The following is a 19,490-nucleotide window of genomic DNA, read 5'->3' on the forward strand; positions in this document are numbered from 1 at the left end:
CTCACCCATTCCGCATCGCATCATTCGCGCCCACCTTTCTCATGATCGAAAAACACCTCGCCCGCATCGTCCAGGAATTGAAGCTCCAGCCCCGTCAGGTCGCCGCCACGGCGATCCTGCTGGAGGAAGGCGCCACCGTGCCCTTCATCGCCCGGTATCGAAAGGAAAAGACCGGCGAGCTGGACGAAGTGCAGATCACCTCGATTCGTGACCGCATCGAGCAACTCGAGGAACTCGACAAGCGCCGCGAGGCCATCGTGAAGTCGCTCGAGGAACGCAAGCTCATGACCGAAGTGCTCGCCGCCAAGATCGCCGCCGCGGACAACATGACCGCGCTGGAAGACATCTTTCAGCCCTTCCGCCCGAAGAAGAAGACGAAGGCCACCGTGGCCCGCGACCTCGGCCTGGAGCCGCTGGCGGAGATCTTGTGGGCGCAGGACCCGGCGACCGATCCGCAAGCTGCCGCCGTCCCCTTCGTCGGCCCGGAAATCGAGATCGATGCCAAGAAATACAGCGTGCCCGATGTGGCCGCGGCTCTCGCCGGCGCGCGCGACATCCTCGCCGAGCGCATCGCCGACGACGCCACTGCCCGCGCGAAAGTCCGCGATCTCTACCTCACCAAAGGCGTCATCAAATCGAAAGTCATCAGCGGCAAGGAAGAAGAAGGCGCGAAATTCAAAGACTACTTCGACTGGACCGAGCCGGCCGACAAAGCGCCCTCGCATCGCATCCTCGCCATCCGCCGCGGCGAATCCGAAGGCTTCCTTTTCTCGCGTCTCGTGCCCGATGAAATCGAGGCCGTCGCCCTGCTCGAGCGCCTTTTCGTCAAAGGCAAATCGCCTGCCTCGGATCAAGTGAAGCTCGCCGTGCAGGATTGCTTCAAGCGCCTGCTCGGCTTCGCCATGGAAGGCGAGGCGCGCACTTTCTACAAAAAGCGGGCCGACGAGGAAGCGATCCGCGTCTTTGCCGACAACCTCCGCGAACTCCTCCTCGCCTCGCCGCTCGGCCAAAAGGTCACGCTCGGCATCGATCCCGGCTTCCGCACCGGCTGCAAAGTCGTGCTGCTCGACCGTCAGGGGAAGCTGCTGGCGAACGATGTCATCTACCCCGAGAAAGGCGCGCGCGATCAGGTCGAGGCCGCGGAGATGATCAAGTCGATCGTCACCAAATGCAAAGTCGAGGCCATCGCCATCGGCAACGGCACCGCCTCGCGCGAAACCGAGACTTTCATCCGCAAGCTCGGCCTGCCTCCGGCCATCCCAGTCGTCATGGTCAGCGAGAGCGGCGCTTCCATCTATTCCGCCAGCGATGTGGCCCGCGAAGAATTCCCCGACAAGGATGTGACGGTGCGCGGCGCCGTCTCCATCGGCCGCCGGCTCATGGACCCGCTCGCCGAGCTCGTGAAGCTCGACCCAAAATCCATCGGCGTCGGCCAGTATCAGCACGACGTCGACCAAAACGCGCTCAAGCGTTCGCTCGATGACATCGTCGTCTCCTGCGTGAACAACGTCGGGGTGGAGCTCAACACCGCGTCGAAGCATTTGCTGGCCTACGTCTCCGGCTTGAACGCCCGCGTCGCCGCCAACATCGTCGCGCATCGCGACGAAAACGGCCCCTTCAAGTCGCGCAAGGAATTGCTCAAGGTCAGTGGCCTCGGTCCGAAGGCCTATGAACAGGCCGCCGGCTTCCTGCGCATTCGCGACGGTGCGCATCCGCTCGACGGCAGCGCCGTGCACCCCGAGCGCTACGAACTCGTGGACAAAATGGCCACCGACCATGGCTGCACCGTGCTCGACCTGCTGCGCGACGGCCAGAAGCGCGCGAAGATTCAGCCGGAGAAATACGTCACCACCGAAGTCGGCCTGCCCACGCTCAAGGACATCCTCGCCGAGCTCTCCAAGCCCGGCCGCGACCCACGCCAGAAGTTCGAGGCGTTCAGCTTCGCCGAGGGCGTGGAGAAGATGGAAGACCTCACCGTCGGCCTGAAGCTCCCCGGCATCGTCACCAACGTCACGGCCTTCGGCGCCTTCGTGGACATCGGCGTGCACCAGGACGGCCTCGTGCACATCAGCCAGATGAGCGACGACTTCGTCAAGAATCCCGCCGACGTCCTCAAGGTGGGTCAGCGCGTGCAAGCCACCGTCATGGAAATCGACATGGCCCGCAAACGCATCGCCCTTTCGCTCAAGACGAAGGTCGACCTCACCCCACGCGACCAGCGCCCGAAAGGTTCCGGCAACGACCGCGACGTGCGCAAATTCCAGGACCGCAACAGCGGCGGCAGCTCCCGCCCGTCGGCACCCAGCGGGCCAAGCTGGTTCGACATGGCCCAGCAAAAGAAATAGCGCCCGCGCACGATGCAGCGCGCCACATCAGTTCTCGCCACCTGCGTGACCTTGATCGTGGCCGCCGCTTGCAAACCCGTCCCGAGCGACGCGCAATCGGAGCAACCCGACAAAGCCGGCTCGCTCGCGGAGGCGCGTCGCGGATTCACCACGCACCTCACCACGCACCTCACCCGCCACGACCGCACCGGCATCGCTCCGCCTGCACCGCCGGATGTGTTCCGCCTCGTCGAGTATTCGGCACCCGCTGGCGCCTTGCCCGCTTACGTGGGCGTCGCTCCACCGGGTGGAAGAAAGCATCCCGCCATCATCTGGATCGTCGGCGGCTTCAGCAACAGCATCAGCGACATCGCCTGGACGCCCGGTCCGGTCGAGAACGATCAATCGGCGACCGCTTTCCGCGAAGCCGGCATCGTCATGATGTATCCCTGCCTGCGCGGCGGAAACGATCATCCGGGATTCAAGGAAGGCTTCTACGGCGAGGTCGATGATGTGCTCGCCGCCGCCGACTACCTCAGCAAGCTCGACTACGTCGACCCGCAGCGCATCTACCTCGGCGGCCACAGCACCGGCGGCACCCTCGCGTTGCTCGCCGCCGAATCCACCGATCGCTTCCGGGCCATCTTTTCGTTCGGCCCCGTGGAGGACGTCGCCGGCTACGGCCCAGACCTGTTGCCCTTCAACATCCGCGATCACAAGGAGACCGCCCTGCGCGCACCAGGCCGATTTTTGAAAAGCATCCGTACGCCGACCTTCGTCTTCGAGGGAACCAAAGGCCGGTCCAATATCGACAGCCTGCAAGCGATGGCCCAAATGCCGCACTCACCCTCCGTCCACTTTCACCCCATTTCCGGCGCCAACCATTTCAGCACGCTGCACCCGATGACCCGACTGATCGCCGCCAAGATTCTCGCCGATGAAAGCCCCAAGGCGGATATCCAGTTCACCCCTCTGGAACTGGTTATATCCGCGAAGAAGTAGAGGCTCGCCTCCGCCCGTTTCCACAGCTAACCTCCACCATGCCTCAACGCCCCAGCAAAAAGGTCAAAAGACAACCCAACGCCAAGTCCGACATCGTGAAGGGCCTCGCCGGCGGTGACCAGGCGGCCCAACAGCGCCACCGGGAAAAGGTCGCCCAGACCATCCTCGGCCGGTACCAAGGCCGTAAATCCATCGAGCGCGCATAGCCTGGCCGCGCAGAATGGTCCCGGGCGGATACGGCCAGCCTGTGGCGACAAGGGCCAACGGATGATCTCCCCAACGCCGTCACTATGAGACTCCGGTCTTTCGGGTTGTCTCCTCACAGTTCCACTCCCTTTCATTCCATGAACCGCATCTTCCTCACTCTCGGCGTTAGTTCGCTATGCCTTCCCCTTCTCGCCGCCGACCCAGCGGTAAAGCCTGCGGCACCCGCACCCGCCGGCGCTTCCGCCGCCACGCCAGCAGCCACTCCGCGTCCGCAGGTGCCACCGCCCACCATCGCGGACATCGCGTATGGCTCGCACCCAAAACAGGTGTTCGATTTCTATAAGGCCACGTCGGACAAGCCGACACCGCTCGTGCTCATCATTCACGGTGGCGGCTGGACCCACGGCGAAAAACAGCCGGTGGGAGTCGCGAATTATCTCAAGGCCGGTATTTCCGTGATTTCGATGCAGTACCGCTTCACCACCGACGCCGTCGCCGAGGGCCAGTGGCCGCCGGTGGAATGGCCGCTGCACGATGCGGCGCGCGCCCTGCAAACCATTCGCAGCCGGGCGAAAGAATGGAACATCGACAAGCAGCGCATCGGTGCGACCGGCGGCTCCGCCGGCGCGTGTTCCAGCCTGTGGCTGGCTTTCCACGATGACATGGCCGACCCGAAGAGCAGCGATCCTATCTCCCATGAGTCCACGCGCCTGTGGTGCGCCGCCGTCAGTGCCCCGCAGACTTCGCTCGATCCGCAGCAGATGAAAGAGTGGATACCGAATATTGGCTACGGCGGGCACGCCTTCGGCTTTCTCAAGTTCGCCGACTTTCTCACCGGCCGCGAAAAAGTGCTGCCGTGGATCAAGGAATACTCACCCTACGAGCATGTCTCCTCGGACGATCCGCCGATCTATATGACCTTCAGCGCGCCACCCGCGCTCGGCCAACCGCAGGAGAACGCGACGCACAGCGCCAACTTCGGCGTGAAACTTCAGGAACGCTGCAAGGAGAAGGGCGTGGCGTGCGAACTGGTCTATCCCGGCGCTACCGACGTGAAGCACGCGAATCCCGAGCTCTTCCTCCTCGAAATGCTCAAGAAGTAGAAGGCGCTGGTCTCACGCACACGGCGTCATCGCGGCCAGCAATTCGTCAAGCGGGATGGTGACGATCGTCGTCGCCGTGTCGCACAGGGCGTAGGGAAGAATGAGACGGTCACGATGCAGCAGTGCGCCGCAGGTATAGACGACATTCGGAACATATCCTTCCCGCTCGCTTCCCACGGCTTGCAGGAGAGGTTCTCGAAGTTCCGCGAGTACTTTGGTCGGATCCCGCAAATCGAGGAGCAAGGCGCCGATGCTGTATTTGCGCATGGGGCCTACCCCGTGCGTAATGACGAGCCAGCCTGCTTTGGTTTCCACCGGCGAACCGCAGTTGCCGATCTTCACCGCCTCCCATGGTTGGGAAGGCCGGCGCAAGAGCTGCGGGTCGCCCCAGAAATGGGGGTTTTCGGAAAACATGATGAACTGGTTCTCATCGTCCTGCCGGGAGAGCATCACATAGCGCCCGTCAATTCGCCGCGGGAAGAAAGCCATGCCTTTATTTTGCACCGCGCTGCCATTCAGGGTGCGCGCGCGGAAGCTCAGAAAATCCGAGGTTTCGAGCAACTGCGGTAGTATCGCCCGCCCATTGTAGGCCGTGTAAGTGGCATAGTAGAGGATGCTATCGTCGTCCTCGACGAAGCGGACGAAGCGCGCGTCTTCCATGCCATTGCTCTCATTCGACGACACGGGGAAGATGATGCGCTCCGAGACCGCGACGGACGGATCGAAATGCACCTCGTAGTTGGATTGCGCCAGCCAGCGTACGCACTCCGTCGTTCGCTGCACCTCGCGCGGCAATGGCCCGAGACCACGTGCGGCGAGACGCATCGCCTGCTCCAACTCGCTGAGCGTAAAATCGAAGCCGAGCGATTCCATTACCGTGGCGGACCAATCATTTTCAAAACCCATCTCCATCAACTTATGGACGAACATCATTTTGCGAAACGTCGGGTTCGGATTCAGCTTCGGCGCGGTGACAAAACGCGATGGATCTTCCATGGTGATCGTATGGTCCGCGTGAATGATCCCGGTGCGAAATTCGATAGAGGAGATGTGGCCCTCGCCGGTGGCGCGCAGGCTCATGATGAAGCGTAACTCGCCCTCCGCCAGGCCCGCCTGGTCCGGATGCGGGACAACGGAGGGATTGAAAAGCGCCGCCGCTTCAAGCGCGTATTCGCCGGAGAAAAGCGCGCCGATGTAGAGCTGGCGGGCCTCGGAGAGCGGCCGTCCGCTAAAGATGTGCGCCTTCACCTGCCCGAAGTGCCGACGCCAAAAATCCCGGAGATTCAAATGCCGGCTGCCGAAGTCCTCGGTCACCGCCACAAGCTGTTCTTCAATCTCCGCTTCGCTGAGCGCCAACGCCCGCCCGATGATGTTGACGATGCGCGCCGGGTCCGCGGGAATGAAAGAGCGAATGAGGACGCGCGCGGCGTTGGGCCGCATGGTGACACCGCTGGGATGAATGGTCATGCGGCGAAGGATTGGAGAACGGTACTTTCGGCGCTGGCGGCGCGGGTGAGTTCGGCCAGCGAGAGATAGAAGGCCAGGCTCGATTCGGCGCCCTGGTTTTGGTTGAGGTGATCCTGCAACAGCGCATCCCGACAGCCGCCGGTCGTCGGATCGTAAAGCGGCTGCCCGAGATCGTTGCGTCCGAGAAACCACTCGAAACAACGCCGCGCCGCGCTCTGCCAGTATTCGTCGTGCGTCGCCCCATAAGCTTCCAGGCAGGCGGAAATCATCGCATGTGCTTCCAACGGCTGTTGATCGAAACGCGCCTTTTCTCCCCCTTGCGACCAGAAACCATGACACCCGATGGGCGCGAAGTGTCCGCCTTCAGCCGTCTGCGCCTCCAGCAGCCAGCGCAACGAAGAGAGACCGATCTCCAGCATCTCGCCGTTCGAAGTCCAGTGCCCACTGAGGATTAGCGCGTGGGAAAGTTTGGCATTGTCGTAGGTGACGATGCGCTCGAACCATTGCCAGCCGGGAGAGGAATTCGCCCGGTACAAGCCCACGAGCTGCCCCGCGAGCACGTCGCGCATTTGCGCGACCACCCGGTCACCGGCGAAGGTGCGCAGGTATTCATGGATGGCCAGCAGAGCGAAGGCCCACGCCCGCGGCGAACTAAAGCGTGCGACCGGCGGGAGCCCGCGTTGAAAGAGCAACGCGCAGAGATTGCGATGTCCTTCATCACGGGAACGCCCCAGGGCGGTGCCCACCGCCCACAAGGCGCGCGCGTGGCTGTCTTCCGAGCCCGCCCGTTCGATCCACTCGCGATGATGATTCATGAAATTGCGGAAGCGCCGGGTGTTGGCGTCAAAGGCATACCAGAGGAAAGCGAGGTAACTGCTCGCCAGCCGGTTGACTTCCGGGGAGGTGTCGCCCATTTCCCGGAGGAGCACGGTGAAAATGAAGGCGCGTGCCGTGTCGTCCGTGCAGTAGCCCTCGTGGTAATTCGGCACGTTGTAGATGGCGTGCTGAAAGATGCCGGTGTGATCGCTCATCTTGAAGAGATGATCGAGCTTCAGCGGCGGCCACGGGTAGTTCGCATTCTCGATCGTGCGCACCGCGGCGGTTTCCATCGAAGGCACACTGAGGCTGGCGCGGGCGCTCTCGAAGCTTTCCATGTAGCGCCGCGCCACCACCGGCCAGATCATCTCGCGACCGGCCTTCCAGGCGCGCTTCCGCATCGCCGTCATCAACGTGGGGTTCGAAAGATAGTGATTCACGCCCTCCGCGATGGCCTGGGCATCGCGAAATGGCACGAGCACCCCGCGCTCTCCGGACAGCAATTCCTGCGCATGCCAGTACGGCGTGGAGATGATCGCCTTCCCTGCGCCAAAGGTGTAGGCTAGCGTACCCGAGGTGACCTGCGCTTCATTGAGATACGGCGTGATGTAGATGTCCGCCGCGCCGATGAACTCCTTCAACTCTTCGAGCGAGACAAAGCGATTGTGAAAGATGACGTGGTTCTTCACGCCGCGTTCTTCCGCGAGCTTCTCCAGTTTGCGACGGTAAGCTTCGCCCTCCCGGGCGAGCAAATGGGGATGCGTTGCGCCGAGCACGATGTAGACGACGTTCGGATGCCGTTGCAGGATTGCGGGCAAGGCTTCGATGACGTACTCGATGCCTTTGTTCGGCGAGAGCAGGCCGAAGGTGAGCAGCACCGTCTTCCCTTCCACGCCGAAGACGTCCTTGTAAAAATTCGAGTCGATGAACGGCATGTCGATCACGCCATGAGGGATGAGGTCGATCTTCTCCGGCGCCACGCCGTAGATCGTCTCCAGCATATTCCGGCCACGCTCCGCCATGACGATGAAGCGGTTCGAGAGCAGATCGAGTTGCTCCATCACCATGCGCTGGTCGGGGTTTGGCTCACTGAGGACGGTGTGCAGCGTCGTCACCACCGGCTTCCGCACCTCGCGCAGAAAACTCAAGAGATGTCTTCCGGCGTCGCCACCGTAGATGCCAAATTCATGTTGCACCGACACCACCTCGACGTTGTTGATGTTCAAGAATTCCGCGGCCCGCCGATAGGAATCCAGTTCCTGCTCCGCGAGTTCAAAGCGCACACGCTCGGGATAGTCGTAGCCCTCCGGTCGATCGTTGACCGATCCCACGATGCACTGGGTCGCGGGAAACTCGGCCGCCACCGCCTCGCAAATATCCGCGGTGAAAGTGGCGATACCGCAGCGGCGCGGCACGTAGTCGCCGAGAAAGGCGATATGTCTGGTATTAGGTGGCGTATCCATGGCGTCGAAGATCGAAAGATTTCGAGCGCCTCACGGTGGCAGCGACATGGCACTCGCCAACGGTGGCGGGAAGTCCTGGACGAAACGCAGTACCCTCGGCTCTGAAGCCTTCCGGGTCAACCCCTACCCTCGCCTCCCAGCCCGAAACTGCGAGCGACGACAACGCCTACCGCATACCGAACACGTGCACGAGAAAGGCGATTTCGTCGGCGCGCTCGGCAATCACTTTGGTCATGGGCTTGTTGCCGCCGTGACCGGCGCGGGTCTCGATGCGGATGAGCACCGGCGGACCGTCCTTGGCCTGGCACTCCTGAAGGCGTGCGGCAAATTTGAAACTGTGTGCGGGAACGACGCGATCGTCGTGATCCGCGGTGGAAATGAGCGTCGCAGGGTAGCGCACGCCAGGACGCAGCGCGTGGAGCGGTGAATACGCATAGAGCGCCTTGAATTCATCGGCATTCGCCGCGGAGCCGTAATCGCTGCGCCACGCCCAGCCAATCGTGAACTTATCAAAGCGCAGCATGTCCATCACACCCACGGCTGGCAACGCGGCCCCGAAAAGCTCAGGGCGCTGAGTCAGGCACGCGCCGACGAGCAGGCCACCATTGCTACCGCCCTGAATCGCGAGTTTTGCCGGTGAAGTGTATTTGTTGGCGATCAACCACTCGGCGGCGGCGATGAAATCATCGAAGACATTTTGCTTTTTCAATTTCATGCCCGCCTGGTGCCACTCCTCGCCATACTCGCCACCGCCGCGCAGGTTGGCCATGGCGAAGACGCCGCCCATTTCCATCCACACGAGATCGGCCACGTTGAAGCGCGGCGTGAGGTTGATATCAAATCCGCCGTAGCCGTAGACCAGCGTGGGGTTGGTGCTGTCGAGTTTCAACCCGCGCTTATGCGTGATGAACATGGGCACCCGCGTGCCATCCTTGCTCGCGTAGAAGATCTGCTTCGTCTCGTAGTCGTCCGGTCGCAAATCGACGCGCGGTTCACGGAAGACGCGGCTTTCGCCGCCGGTAAGATCGAGCCGATAGATGGTGCCCGGCACCGTAAAGCTGGTGAAGGAATAGAAAGTCTCCGCGTCCGTCCGCTTGCCGCCGAAACCACCGGCTGAACCCAGCCCCGGCAGTGGCAGTTCGCGGATGAATTTCGCCGGCCCAGCGTCCGCGTCCGCGGTGAAGAGCTTCACGACACTATGCGCATCGTGCAGGTATGAGCAGATGAATTGGGCGTGGACGACGGAAACTCCCTCAAGGGAATCAGCCGCGGCCTGCGCGATCACTTCGCGCCACTGTTCGCGTTGCGGATGCGTGGTATCGATCGCCATGATGCGGCTTCTCGGCGCATCGAGATCGGTTTTGAAATAGAAGACCGGGCCAATGTTATCGATGAAACTGTAACTCGCATCGAATTCATTCAGCAATTCAACGACCGCGCTCTTATCGTCCGCGAGGTCTTTGTAGAAGACGCGGTTCCTCGTATCCGTACCCTGCGACACGTGGATCACCAGGTAGCGGCCATCCTCGGTTACATTGGCATCGAATCCCCAATCCGCGTGATCGCGCCGCTCGTAGACCAGCGCGTCCTCGGTCTGCGTCGTGCCGACGCGGTGAAAGTAGAGCTTATGAAATTCATTCAACCCCTTCTTTTCGTCGCCGGCCTTGGGCGCTTCGTAACGGCTGTAAAAGAATCCACTCCCGTTTTTCTTCCACGCCGCGCCGGAGAATTTCACCCACTCCACGAGATCGCTGCGGTCCTCGCCTGTCACCACATCACGCACATGCCACTCCTCCCAATCGGATCCCGCGCGCGACAAGCCGTAAGCGAGCAATTTTCCATCTTCGCTCGGCGAGAAATTGGTCATCGCCACCGTGCCGTCTGTAGAGAGCGTATTGGGATCGAGGAGGACGCGCGGTGTGGCGTCCAGCTTGTCCGCCACGTAAAGCACGCGCTGGTTTTGCAATCCACTATTGCGCGTGAGGAAGTAGCGGCCGCCCCGGTGCGTGGGCACGCCGAAGCGCTCATAGTTCCAGAGCTTAGTAAGACGTTCCTTGATCTGGGAACGCTCGGGAATTCCGGCGAGATAAGCGTCCGTCACCTTGTTCTCGGCCTCCACCCATGCCTTGGTTTCCTCGGAGTTATCGTCCTCCAGCCAGCGGTACGGGTCGGTGACCTTTACGCCATGGTAATCGTCGACCTGATCGACTTTGCGGGCGACGGGATAGGCGGGATGTGCCTCTTCAGCGATCAACATGGCGGGAATCAGCAGGGCTGCGCCGCAGAGCGCGGCGAGGGCGGATGGAGGGCGCATCGATCAAGGTTTCTTCGCAAGGATAAAGCTGCGACCCACCGACGTCGGTTGATAGTCGGCCCATTCAAAACCGAGCTCGCCGAAAAACCCGCGCATCTCGCCGATCGAGTAACACTTCCCTTCGGTGATGTTCATCAGCAGCGCCGAGTATTCCGCAGCGTGCAGCGGCCCCGACTTCTCGGCGTTGATGTGCACGTCATGCACGAGCAGCGAGCCGCCCGCGGGCAAGGCCGCATAGGACTTCGCCAGGAGCTTGCGCACCGTGTCCTCATCCCAGTCGTGCAACACATTCGAGATAAGATGGATGTCAAAACCCGTCGGCCATGCATCGGCAAACATATCTCCCGCGATCACGCTCACCTTCTCGCTCTGGCCGCGCTTGGCGATGCTCTCCCGCGCGATGCGATCCACCGGTTTCTTTTCAAAAACCGAGGCACGCAGATGCGGATGATTGGCCACCAGCGCGCACGAATAGATCCCCGACCCGCCCGCAATATCGAGCAGTGCTTTGTTCGTGGAAAGATCGAGCTTCCTGGCCATCGCCGGCCCGAGCAGGAGACCACGACAATCCATCGCCGCGGTGAACGGTCCCGCAAAATCTTCCCGTTCCATGGCCTGCGCCCACGCCTGCGGATCGTAGCTACCCCAGTTGGCCGGCTTCCCCGTGCGCAAGACCTTCAACATATCGAGCGTCTGCGGCCGGTCCTTCATCGAGGCGTAGTAGGGCGTGAGATTCCACGGCGAACCTGCGGTCAGGTGCTCCCGCGCGCGCACGGTGAGATGAAAGACACCGCCCGAGATCGTCGTCAACCCCATGGCCGTGAGTAGCGTCATCAGCACATCCGTGGGCCGGGTATGAATCTCGAAATGGGCGCAGATCGAGCCGAGGGTCGCCGGATGATCGGCGAGCCAAGTGAAGAAATCCAGGTGCACCATCGCCGCCGCCAGCAGATCGGTCGCGACAATGGCATCCCGCCCGCGATAGAGCGCCAGTGGATCGGTGATGGGTTCGGAAACGAGCGGGTCGAGGGACATAAGGGGCATCACCAATGCCCCATCCGCCCGGGTTTGACCACGCGGAAAATGACCGTGCAATGCACCGCGGTTGCAGAGAGGATTGACTCTACGGCTTACTCTCACCCTAACGTCGCCGGCGCAGACCGCCCAGCATCGCCATCCCACCCACAAGCAACGCCGCGGAGCCGGGCTCGGGGACATTCTGCGCGATGAAGCCTGAAAAGGCGCTCACCCGGGTAAAGCCATCGATCTCACCGTATTTGGCGATGCCATCGCCTTGGCTACTGGTGACGTAGGAATTCACTCCCACAAGGTAGACGGTCCCCCCAATATTGGCAAAGGCGCCGCCGCCGCTATCGCCCAAGGCGAAACTACCCTCGAAAGGCAGCGCCGTGGAAGAGGAAGATGAAACACCACCGAGCGTATTGCTGGTGCCGGAGGGATCGTCGAAATCAGTAAGGAAGGAAGTAGCGGCGAGGCTGCCGCCGCTGACCAATGAGGCGTTGAGCACGTCAACTACGTTGTTGGCTCCCCGCCTCTGGCCATCGGGCGCATTGATGGCACCCGTGACGCCATTCCCAATGAGACCGTAGCCGATGAAGGTGATTGTTTTGCCCAACTCCGCGCTCCCGGTATAGTACGGAACGGCGGTGATTCCCGTAACGGAGGAGGCAAGCCGCACGATGGTCAGGTCGTTATTCTGGGTCGAAGAATCATAACCCGGCGCGCTGATGTAGCCCGCCACCGCGTAGCTATTGCCTCCGATGGTGAATTCCGTCGAACCAGGGACGATCTGACCATCCGTGATCAGATGTGTAGCGGTGATGACGTACTGATTGAGTCCCAAAGGATCGGCAATCAAAGTCCCACCGAAGCCACTGTTGAAAAATCCCCCAGCCTGATAAGCCGGGTCCGCGCCGAGGGTGATGTAGGAAGAATCCGCCGTGTCGTCCCGAATCGTGATCGCCGGCGAGATCGACGGAAATGCGAGAGCGCCGAGCGCAGCGATGAAAAATGATTTAGCGAGGGGTGAGCACATCAATGCCTGACCGCCCAAGGGCGGCCAGATGGCGAATCATTTGGCACAACTCGCGAGGGCTGGCAAGGCTTTGCCGATAAACCAAGTGTAAAGATTGGCTGACGGCTGTAGACCCGCGGCGCGCCGCATCCGGCCCGGGATCCTCTTCCAAATCCCAAATTCCGTTGCCACTCCCCATGCCTCCCTCACACACTTCTGCTTTCCAATCATGAAAACCCTCGCTTCCCTCCTCGCCCTCGCACTTCTCACTATGTCCAGCATCGCCGCCGACGGTCCCATCCGCCACGTTGTTCACTTTAAGTTCAAATCCGACGCCACGCCGGAACAGATCAAGAAGATCACCGATGAATTTGCCGCCCTGAAGACAAAGATCAGCGAGGTGGACTCGCTCGAATGGGGCAAAAACGTGAGCCCCGAGGGCCTCAGCAAGGGCCTCGACTACTGCTGGATCGTGAGCTTCAAGACGACCAAGGACCGCGACACCTATCTCGTCCACCCGGCCCACAAGGCTTTCGTCGACATCCTCAAGCCGATCCTCGACGACGTAGTCGTGGTCGATTTCGTGCCGGAAAAGTGATCGAAATGAGAGGGCTATATCGCCCGCTACTTCCGCGTCGCCAGGTACTCGACCAGGTCGCGCAGCTCCGACTTCGACAGGAAGTCCGTCAAGTTCGGTGGCATGGGCGAGGGCGCGCGCTGACGGTCCTTGATCTGCGACACCGCGACGGTCGCGACCTGCGGCTTGCCCTGGGCGTCCATCGTCTCGATTTTCAATTCCTTGTCGCTGTGCGCGGCGAGGCGGCCGGCGACCACGTTGCCATCCTTGAGCGTGAGCACCGCGATTTCGAAGCCCTCGGCGATTTGCTTGTCGGGAAAGACGATGGATTCGAGGATGTAATCGCGATTCTTTCTCGAGGCCACGTGCGTGAGATCGGGCCCGACCACGCTGTCGCCAGTCTCGCACTTGTGGCAGCGCAGGCATTGCGTCGCTTCCTTCTCCCGGAAAATCTTGCGGCCTCGTTCCACGCTGCCCCCCACCAAAGCGACCCGCCACTTGGCCAGAGGATCACTCGCCGGCAGCGCGGCTTCATACTGGGCGAGCTTGTTCTTGAGCTCGGCATTGTCGTGCGCGATAGCGGCGTCGATCACGTCGAGCTGAATCTCTGCGGGAAGTTGTTGCGCGATGAGCTTGTTCAGTTGGGCGGAGAGCAGCGCCACGGCCTCCCGGTTTTGAATTTGGGTTAACGCCCCGAGCGCGCCCTGCTTTTCCGCCTTGCTGCCTTTTTCGAGAACTTCCGCGATCTCCTTCACCGCCGCCGCGGGATCCGCCACGGCGAGCGCTTGCAAACCTTCACTACGCACCTGGGTATTGGTGTCCTTGATCGCGCGCCGGGCGACATCGCCGAGATGCGAATCCTTGAGTGAGGTCAGTGCCTTGATGGCCTCCGCCCGCGCCGCGACGCTCGCCTTGTCGTTGAACGCGAGCAGCGCCAGTGGCTCACCGGCATTCTTGAGCGAGAGCTTGCCCGCCAGCTTGGCGAGGGTTTCCTGGATCGAAGCCGGGGCGTCCTTGAACAAGGCCGAGGCCGAAGACGCGATCGCCGCGGAGGCATCGCCGTCACCCCGATCCGCAACGGGCCGCCATTGATTCAGTAAGCGATCCTTGCCGTCAGGATGCGCCCAAATGCTCAGCGCCTCGATCGCGTCCTTGCGGGCGCTCTCCGGCATCTGCGTATTCGTGGCGAGTTCGGCCAGCGCCTTGGCATTTTCCAGTTTACCGAGACGGTAGTTCGCGTTCACCGCGCGATTGAGAATGTTGGCGTTCTTGATCGCCGCATTCGTCGTCAGCACCGCCAGTGCTGGCATCGCTGCTTCGATCGGCACATCATGAATCGCGCGCGCCGCTTCGAGCACCACGGATTCATCCGCGTCCTTGAGAAACGCCGCCACCAGCGGGCTTTGCAACCGGCGCAAGGCCACGACGGCATCGCCGCGCACGGCGAGGGAAGGATCGTGCAACTTGGCCGCGATCTGCTCCGCCGTGCCGCAGCCGACAAGGCCCATTACGCCGCCATGGCGCAGGATCGGATCCTTGTCATCGTTCTCCGCGAGCATCGCGCAGAGCGGCTCGAAAGCATTCTTGTCCCCGAGCTTGCCCAAGTTGAGAGCGGCGAAAAAGCGCACCCGGTTTTCCTTGTCCTTCAGCAACTCGATGAGTTTGCCGGAGGCGGCACCGACCTTGTGATCGCCCAACACATTGGCCGTTTGTGCGCGCACTTCGGCATCCGCATCGCCCAGCAAGGCGGGCAGGGCATCGAGCGCCCCGGCATTCTTCGCCAATTGGCCGAGCCCCCAGACGGCGTGCAATCGCGCCAGCGGATTGGCTGCTTTCGTATCCGCGGCGACTGCCGCGAAAGTCTTGATGGAACCGGCACCCCGGCCCGAGAGTTCGAACTGCGCCGCCTGCCTCACGCGCATATCCGCGTGGCCGAGCAGCTTCGCCAACTCCTCGTCGGAACGCTTCGTCATCCCGTCAAAAATCAGCTTTTCCGTCTCCTTTTGCAGCGCCGTGTTGGCGTTGGCCGGATCGGTGAATTTATACATGCGGCCCTTCCCCACCCCACCCCAGCTCGCCACCCAATCGAGCACATACAACGCGCCATCGTTGCCAAACTCCACGTCGGTCGTAAGCATGCCCTTCAACCAGTCGCGATGCGTCGCGGTGAAAAATGCCCCCTTCGGCTCCGTGTGAATCTCGTGCACCACGCTGGCCGACGCGCCACCGCGGAAATCGCTGAGATAGAAATTACCGTAGTACTTCGGTGAGAGCCCGGTGCCGGGATTGTAGGTGAGCCCGCTCGGTCCGTTGCCGATATTGGCCACACACGGCACGATGTAACGCACACTCGGCGCGATCACTTCGTCCCACGGCCGCTCGCGCATCCACGGACCGCGATCCGGCAGATATTGGAACGCCATGCGCCAGCCGCAATCGCCGCCCTCGACGAGATAGGTAAAGCGCACTTTGTCGCCGGCATCGGAATTGTTATCGCCGGTGAAAAGATTTCCATGCTCGTCGAACGCGAGCTCCTGCGGATTGCGCACACCGGTGGTGAAAATCTCGAAATCCGTGCCATCCGGATTACAGCGCATGATCGAGCCGCTCTCCGTCTGCGCGATGTCCTTGCCTTCCTTCGTCTTCACGTGCAGAGCACGGTCACCGATCGAGAAATACAGCTTCCCATCCGGCCCAAAGCGCAACCCGTGCATGTCGTGCCCGCGCAGCGCAAACTTGATACCGAAGCCGGTGAGCAGTTTGTCTTTCACGTCGGCCTCGCCCGTGCCTTTGGTGTCGCGGAAGTGCCAGAGCGTTGGGATGCACGTGTACCACACCTCGTTGCCGCGCGCGATCAGGCCCGCGCCGGTGCCATCGAGCGCATCGCGAAAGCCATCGGCGAAGATCGTCGATTTGTTCGCCAGTCCGCTGCCGGTGGTGTCCTCGAGCCGGCGGATGCGGTCTTCGTACTTCGCAAATTTCTCCGCGAACTGCGCCGTGTCCGGCACATGCTTGTGCATGTAGGCCAGCCGGTCTTCGAGCGATTTGGCAGCAATGTCTTCGTCGCGCCATTCCGCATGCCCGCGATCATCCTCGATGCCCTTTTCCTGCCGGAACGTCTCGCCGATATACCAATGCCCCTTTTCATCCTCGGTAAAGCAGACCGGATTCGCCAGCAACGGCTCGGCCGCCCAAAGATCACACTTCAAGCCCGCATCGAAATTGAATGACTTGATGGCATTCTGTCCTTCCTCCGAAGCCGGCGCCACGCCTTCCGAGGATGCCCCGCTGCCGTGACCCTCTTCGGCGGCGAAGAGCGCCGTCAGCGGAATGACAGCGGCGAGAATGGCGGGAACGAGCAGCGGTGATTTCATGGCGATGGAGGAAATGGGAGCGGAAGAGAAGCAGTGATTGCCCCGCACCGCAAGCCGGAGAACCAGCGGGCACCGGCCTCGCCAACCGCGCTCACCGGCATCCTGCCATGTCGTGGCATTACCCGTCGCTCCGGGCACCACCGCAGAGCCGCGTTGCTCCTGTGGGACGAAGCGTCATCGACATGAAAATACTGAGCCTCATCCTTGTCACCGTTTCACTCACATTCAGTGCGTGCACCACTCAACCCGTTCCTCCTTACCAGTCCGGAGATGGTGGTCGCGGCATGAACCCCGGCGCTCGCGCCGAATCCTCCAACGGAGCGGGAGCCGATCGAACCGCGACTTATCGGTAAGACCGATTCGACTCGGTAACCCAGCGGCCTTCCGAGGCGCGGCGCCAGGACGCTTCATTGTTTCGTGCGCGCCGGTCCGTTGACCCGCGCGCACGATTCGTTTCTTTGCCGCAAAGCGCCCGCTGCGCAACTCCCCTTGCCCTTCCGGGCGCATCCGTGTTTGGTCGATGCGTGCCCGAAATCGCCGGATCTTTCCTCGCTGACCCCGCCGATAGCTCGTCCCCATCTCGCACGCGGATCATCGAACTCGCCCGCGGCCAGCGAGTCGCCCTCGCGGAATACGGCGACCCCCACGGCGTCCCCGTCGTGTTCTGCCACGGGTGGCCGGCTTCCCGTTTACAGGGCGGGCTGCTCCACGAATTCGCCTGCGAACTGGGCGCGCGGATCATCTCTCCGGATCGCCCCGGCGTCGGTCTCTCGCCTGCCCAACCCGGCCGCACCCTGGCCGACTGGCCGCAGTTCCTCGGTGAAATGGCGGACGCGCTCGGCCTCGGGGAGTTTCGCGTCCTCGGTGTCTCCGGCGGTGGCCCCTACGCACTTGCCGCGGCATGGGGATTGCCCGAACGCATTCCGGTCGTCTCCGTCGTGTGCGGCGCCCCGCCCCTCGTCAATCGCGAAGACACACGCCATCTGAATCCTGCCTACCAATGGCTGCTTCACATTCAGCGCGCGCGCCCCGGCGTCCTGCGCTGGCTCTTCCGCGCCGCCCGCCCCGTCGCGCGGTTGCGTCCTCCGCTGTGGATGCGTTCGTGGATGTTGCGCAGCCTTCCCACGCCCGAAGCCGAAACGCTCGCCGATCACCACATCTTCGAGGCGTGCTTTCGGAACTACCGCGAGTCGTGGCGCGGCGGTGCCGATGGACTCTACGGCGACGGCACCATCTACACGCAGCCCTGGGGATTCCCGCTCCCGGAAGTGCGCGTCCCGGTGCGTCTTTGGCACGGCAAACAGGACCGCAATTTCGCCTGGGAACTCGCGCAGGAAATGGTCGCGCAACTCCCCAATTGCGAGCCGCGCTACCTGGAAGACGAAGCCCACTACTCCCTCGCCATCCGCCATCGGCGCGCCATCCTCGCCGACCTGCTGGCCTACGATCCCCCGGTCCGCTAGCGAAGGCCCGGCGCACCGCCTTGTTCAATTCGAACCGGCAGGCTCGATTTCCGAGACGAAATCCCTGCTCTTTCCACTGGGCAGCCGTGGAATGTCATCCACCTCCACCACGCGAATGGCAAAGTCTGCCCCGATCTGGTCCACCAGTCGCTGGATGATCTGTTGGGATTCCGCATCTTCCAGGGCCCGATCGGCGACGATTCTCACCTCGAGTTCCTGTCGTTTCTTTTGCACGATCTGATATCGCGCCACGACCGGCATGGAAGCGAAGACGCGGGGGCCAAGCAGGATACTACCGCTGATTTTTCGCCCTGAAGGCAAGGTCAACATGTCCCTCATCCGGCCATGGATGCGGGTCAGCACAGGAAGGCCCCGACCACAGGCGCACGGCTCGCCGACCTCAGCCAAATCGCCGAGGTCGTAACGCAGTAACGGCATCGCCAGGGCGTGCAATGGCGTGACCACCACCCGTCCCGTTTCTCCCGGCCCGCAGAGGCTGCCATCCGGGGCCAGCACTTCGACCAGGTTGCCTTCACTCTGCACATGGTAGTGGTGTTGCTCGGGACATTGCACGCCGAGATAACCGCACTCCGTCGCGCCATACGTATCCACCAGTGGCACGCCGAGCACCTCCTGGCATTCCGTCCACAGATAGGGATCCAGGCATTCGCTCAGGGTGCGCACCATGCGCAAGGAGGGCAGTCGTTTCCCGGTCTTTCGGAAGGCGCGCAGCAGCAATTGCAGGTGGGAGGGGAAAGTCAGGAGATACTCCGGCTTCTCCGCTTCCAGGAAAGCCAGCTGCGCCGGAAGCTCCGAGATCAGTTTCATCCGCGCGACTTCTCCGGTTTTGAGCAGCGCTCCGACCGCCCCGCCCCACTGCAGCAGGCGCTGCACCGGGCTTCCCGGGCGCAACTGCGAGAAGGGCAGGATTTCACAAAGCTTCCCGTGCGGATCGCAGTCGTGCCATTGCAAGAGGCGCAGCTTGACCGCATGAAAAAGCTGCCACTGGGGCAAGGTCGTCACCACTTCGATCGGGATGCCTGTCGAACCGGTGCCCCATTGGGAGAACACGTTTGTGCCCGGGCTGAGCTGGCGGGCCCGAAACGCGCCGGGATCCGCGCGGACGTGTTCCTTCGTTAAGATCGGCAGCGACTTCCATGCGTCCTCATCGATGGCGCCTGTGGAGTCGGTGCGCAGACCCTTCAGCGCATCCGCATAAAACGGCACATGCTGTCGCGCATGCTCGACCAACCGGGCCAACTCGGTGAACTGCCACTGCCGCAACATTTCCGGCGTCCACCATTGGCTGGCATCGAGCTGGCGATAGCAATTAACAATCGCCGCC

The 19,490-nt window shown here is 62.1% G+C and carries 13 protein-coding genes; 6 read left to right on the top strand and 7 right to left on the bottom strand.

The features are described 5' to 3' along the window. Positions 1-41 precede the first annotated feature (41 nt). The 4 genes from ABJF10_RS08355 (at position 42) to ABJF10_RS08370 (ending at position 4,636) form a co-directional block, all read left to right on the top strand. A complete protein-coding gene (locus ABJF10_RS08355; RefSeq protein WP_348544090.1) occupies positions 42-2,345 on the top strand; it encodes a Tex family protein in 2,304 nt (767 codons plus the stop codon). Between the two features lie 12 nt (positions 2,346-2,357). Then, positions 2,358-3,326, top strand: a complete 969-nt coding sequence (locus tag ABJF10_RS08360; RefSeq protein ID WP_348544091.1) for a prolyl oligopeptidase family serine peptidase — start codon at positions 2,358-2,360, stop codon at positions 3,324-3,326. Between the two features lie 38 nt (positions 3,327-3,364). Then, positions 3,365-3,532, top strand: a complete 168-nt coding sequence (locus ABJF10_RS08365) for a hypothetical protein (protein WP_348544092.1) — start codon at positions 3,365-3,367, stop codon at positions 3,530-3,532. A 138-nt stretch (positions 3,533-3,670) separates the two neighbouring features. Continuing rightward, positions 3,671-4,636 (top strand): alpha/beta hydrolase, encoded by a 966-nt coding sequence (locus tag ABJF10_RS08370; protein WP_348544093.1) that lies wholly within the window; start codon positions 3,671-3,673, stop codon positions 4,634-4,636. Positions 4,637-4,648: 12 nt separating this feature from the next. Here the strand turns inward: ABJF10_RS08370 and ABJF10_RS08375 are convergent, their stop codons facing one another. The 5 genes from ABJF10_RS08375 to ABJF10_RS08395 all read right to left on the bottom strand — a co-directional run bounded on the left by ABJF10_RS08375 (position 4,649) and on the right by ABJF10_RS08395 (position 12,752). Further along, the gene (locus ABJF10_RS08375; protein ID WP_348544094.1) at positions 4,649-6,103 is read right to left on the bottom strand and encodes a glycoside hydrolase family 130 protein; all 1,455 of its coding nucleotides are present in this window, start codon (positions 6,101-6,103) and stop codon (positions 4,649-4,651) included. Beyond that, positions 6,100-8,382, bottom strand: coding sequence for a glycosyltransferase family 4 protein (locus ABJF10_RS08380; protein WP_348544095.1), 2,283 nt, complete (start codon positions 8,380-8,382; stop codon positions 6,100-6,102). Before ABJF10_RS08380 ends, ABJF10_RS08375 begins: the two co-directional genes overlap by 4 nt. 166 nt (positions 8,383-8,548) lie before the next feature. Further along, entirely contained in the window at positions 8,549-10,639 is a 2,091-nt protein-coding gene (locus ABJF10_RS08385; protein ID WP_348544102.1) for a prolyl oligopeptidase family serine peptidase, read from the bottom strand. A gap of 60 nt (positions 10,640-10,699) precedes the next feature. Then, positions 10,700-11,731, bottom strand: coding sequence for a methyltransferase (locus ABJF10_RS08390; RefSeq protein WP_348544096.1), 1,032 nt, complete (start codon positions 11,729-11,731; stop codon positions 10,700-10,702). A 106-nt stretch (positions 11,732-11,837) separates the two neighbouring features. Then, positions 11,838-12,752, bottom strand: a complete 915-nt coding sequence (locus ABJF10_RS08395) for a trypsin-like serine protease (protein ID WP_348544097.1) — start codon at positions 12,750-12,752, stop codon at positions 11,838-11,840. 208 nt (positions 12,753-12,960) lie between these two features. On the opposite strand from ABJF10_RS08395, the gene ABJF10_RS08400 reads away from it, so the two are divergent. Further along, on the top strand, positions 12,961-13,329 hold the full coding sequence (locus ABJF10_RS08400; RefSeq protein ID WP_348544098.1) for a Dabb family protein: 369 nt from the start codon (positions 12,961-12,963) through the stop codon (positions 13,327-13,329). A gap of 26 nt (positions 13,330-13,355) precedes the next feature. Here the strand turns inward: ABJF10_RS08400 and ABJF10_RS08405 are convergent, their stop codons facing one another. Then, on the bottom strand, positions 13,356-16,682 hold the full coding sequence (locus ABJF10_RS08405) for a PVC-type heme-binding CxxCH protein (RefSeq protein ID WP_348544099.1): 3,327 nt from the start codon (positions 16,680-16,682) through the stop codon (positions 13,356-13,358). A 524-nt stretch (positions 16,683-17,206) separates the two neighbouring features. Between ABJF10_RS08405 and ABJF10_RS08410 the strand changes: the two genes are divergently transcribed. Then, positions 17,207-18,145 (top strand): alpha/beta hydrolase, encoded by a 939-nt coding sequence (locus tag ABJF10_RS08410; RefSeq protein WP_348544100.1) that lies wholly within the window; start codon positions 17,207-17,209, stop codon positions 18,143-18,145. Between the two features lie 24 nt (positions 18,146-18,169). Here ABJF10_RS08410 and ABJF10_RS08415 read toward each other — a convergent pair. Next, positions 18,170-19,490 (bottom strand): AMP-binding protein (locus tag ABJF10_RS08415; RefSeq protein ID WP_348544101.1); only part of this gene is annotated, 1,321 nt, incomplete at its 5' end.

It is taken from the genome of Chthoniobacter sp. (assembly GCF_040003245.1).
Lineage (GTDB): Bacteria > Verrucomicrobiota > Verrucomicrobiia > Chthoniobacterales > Chthoniobacteraceae > Chthoniobacter.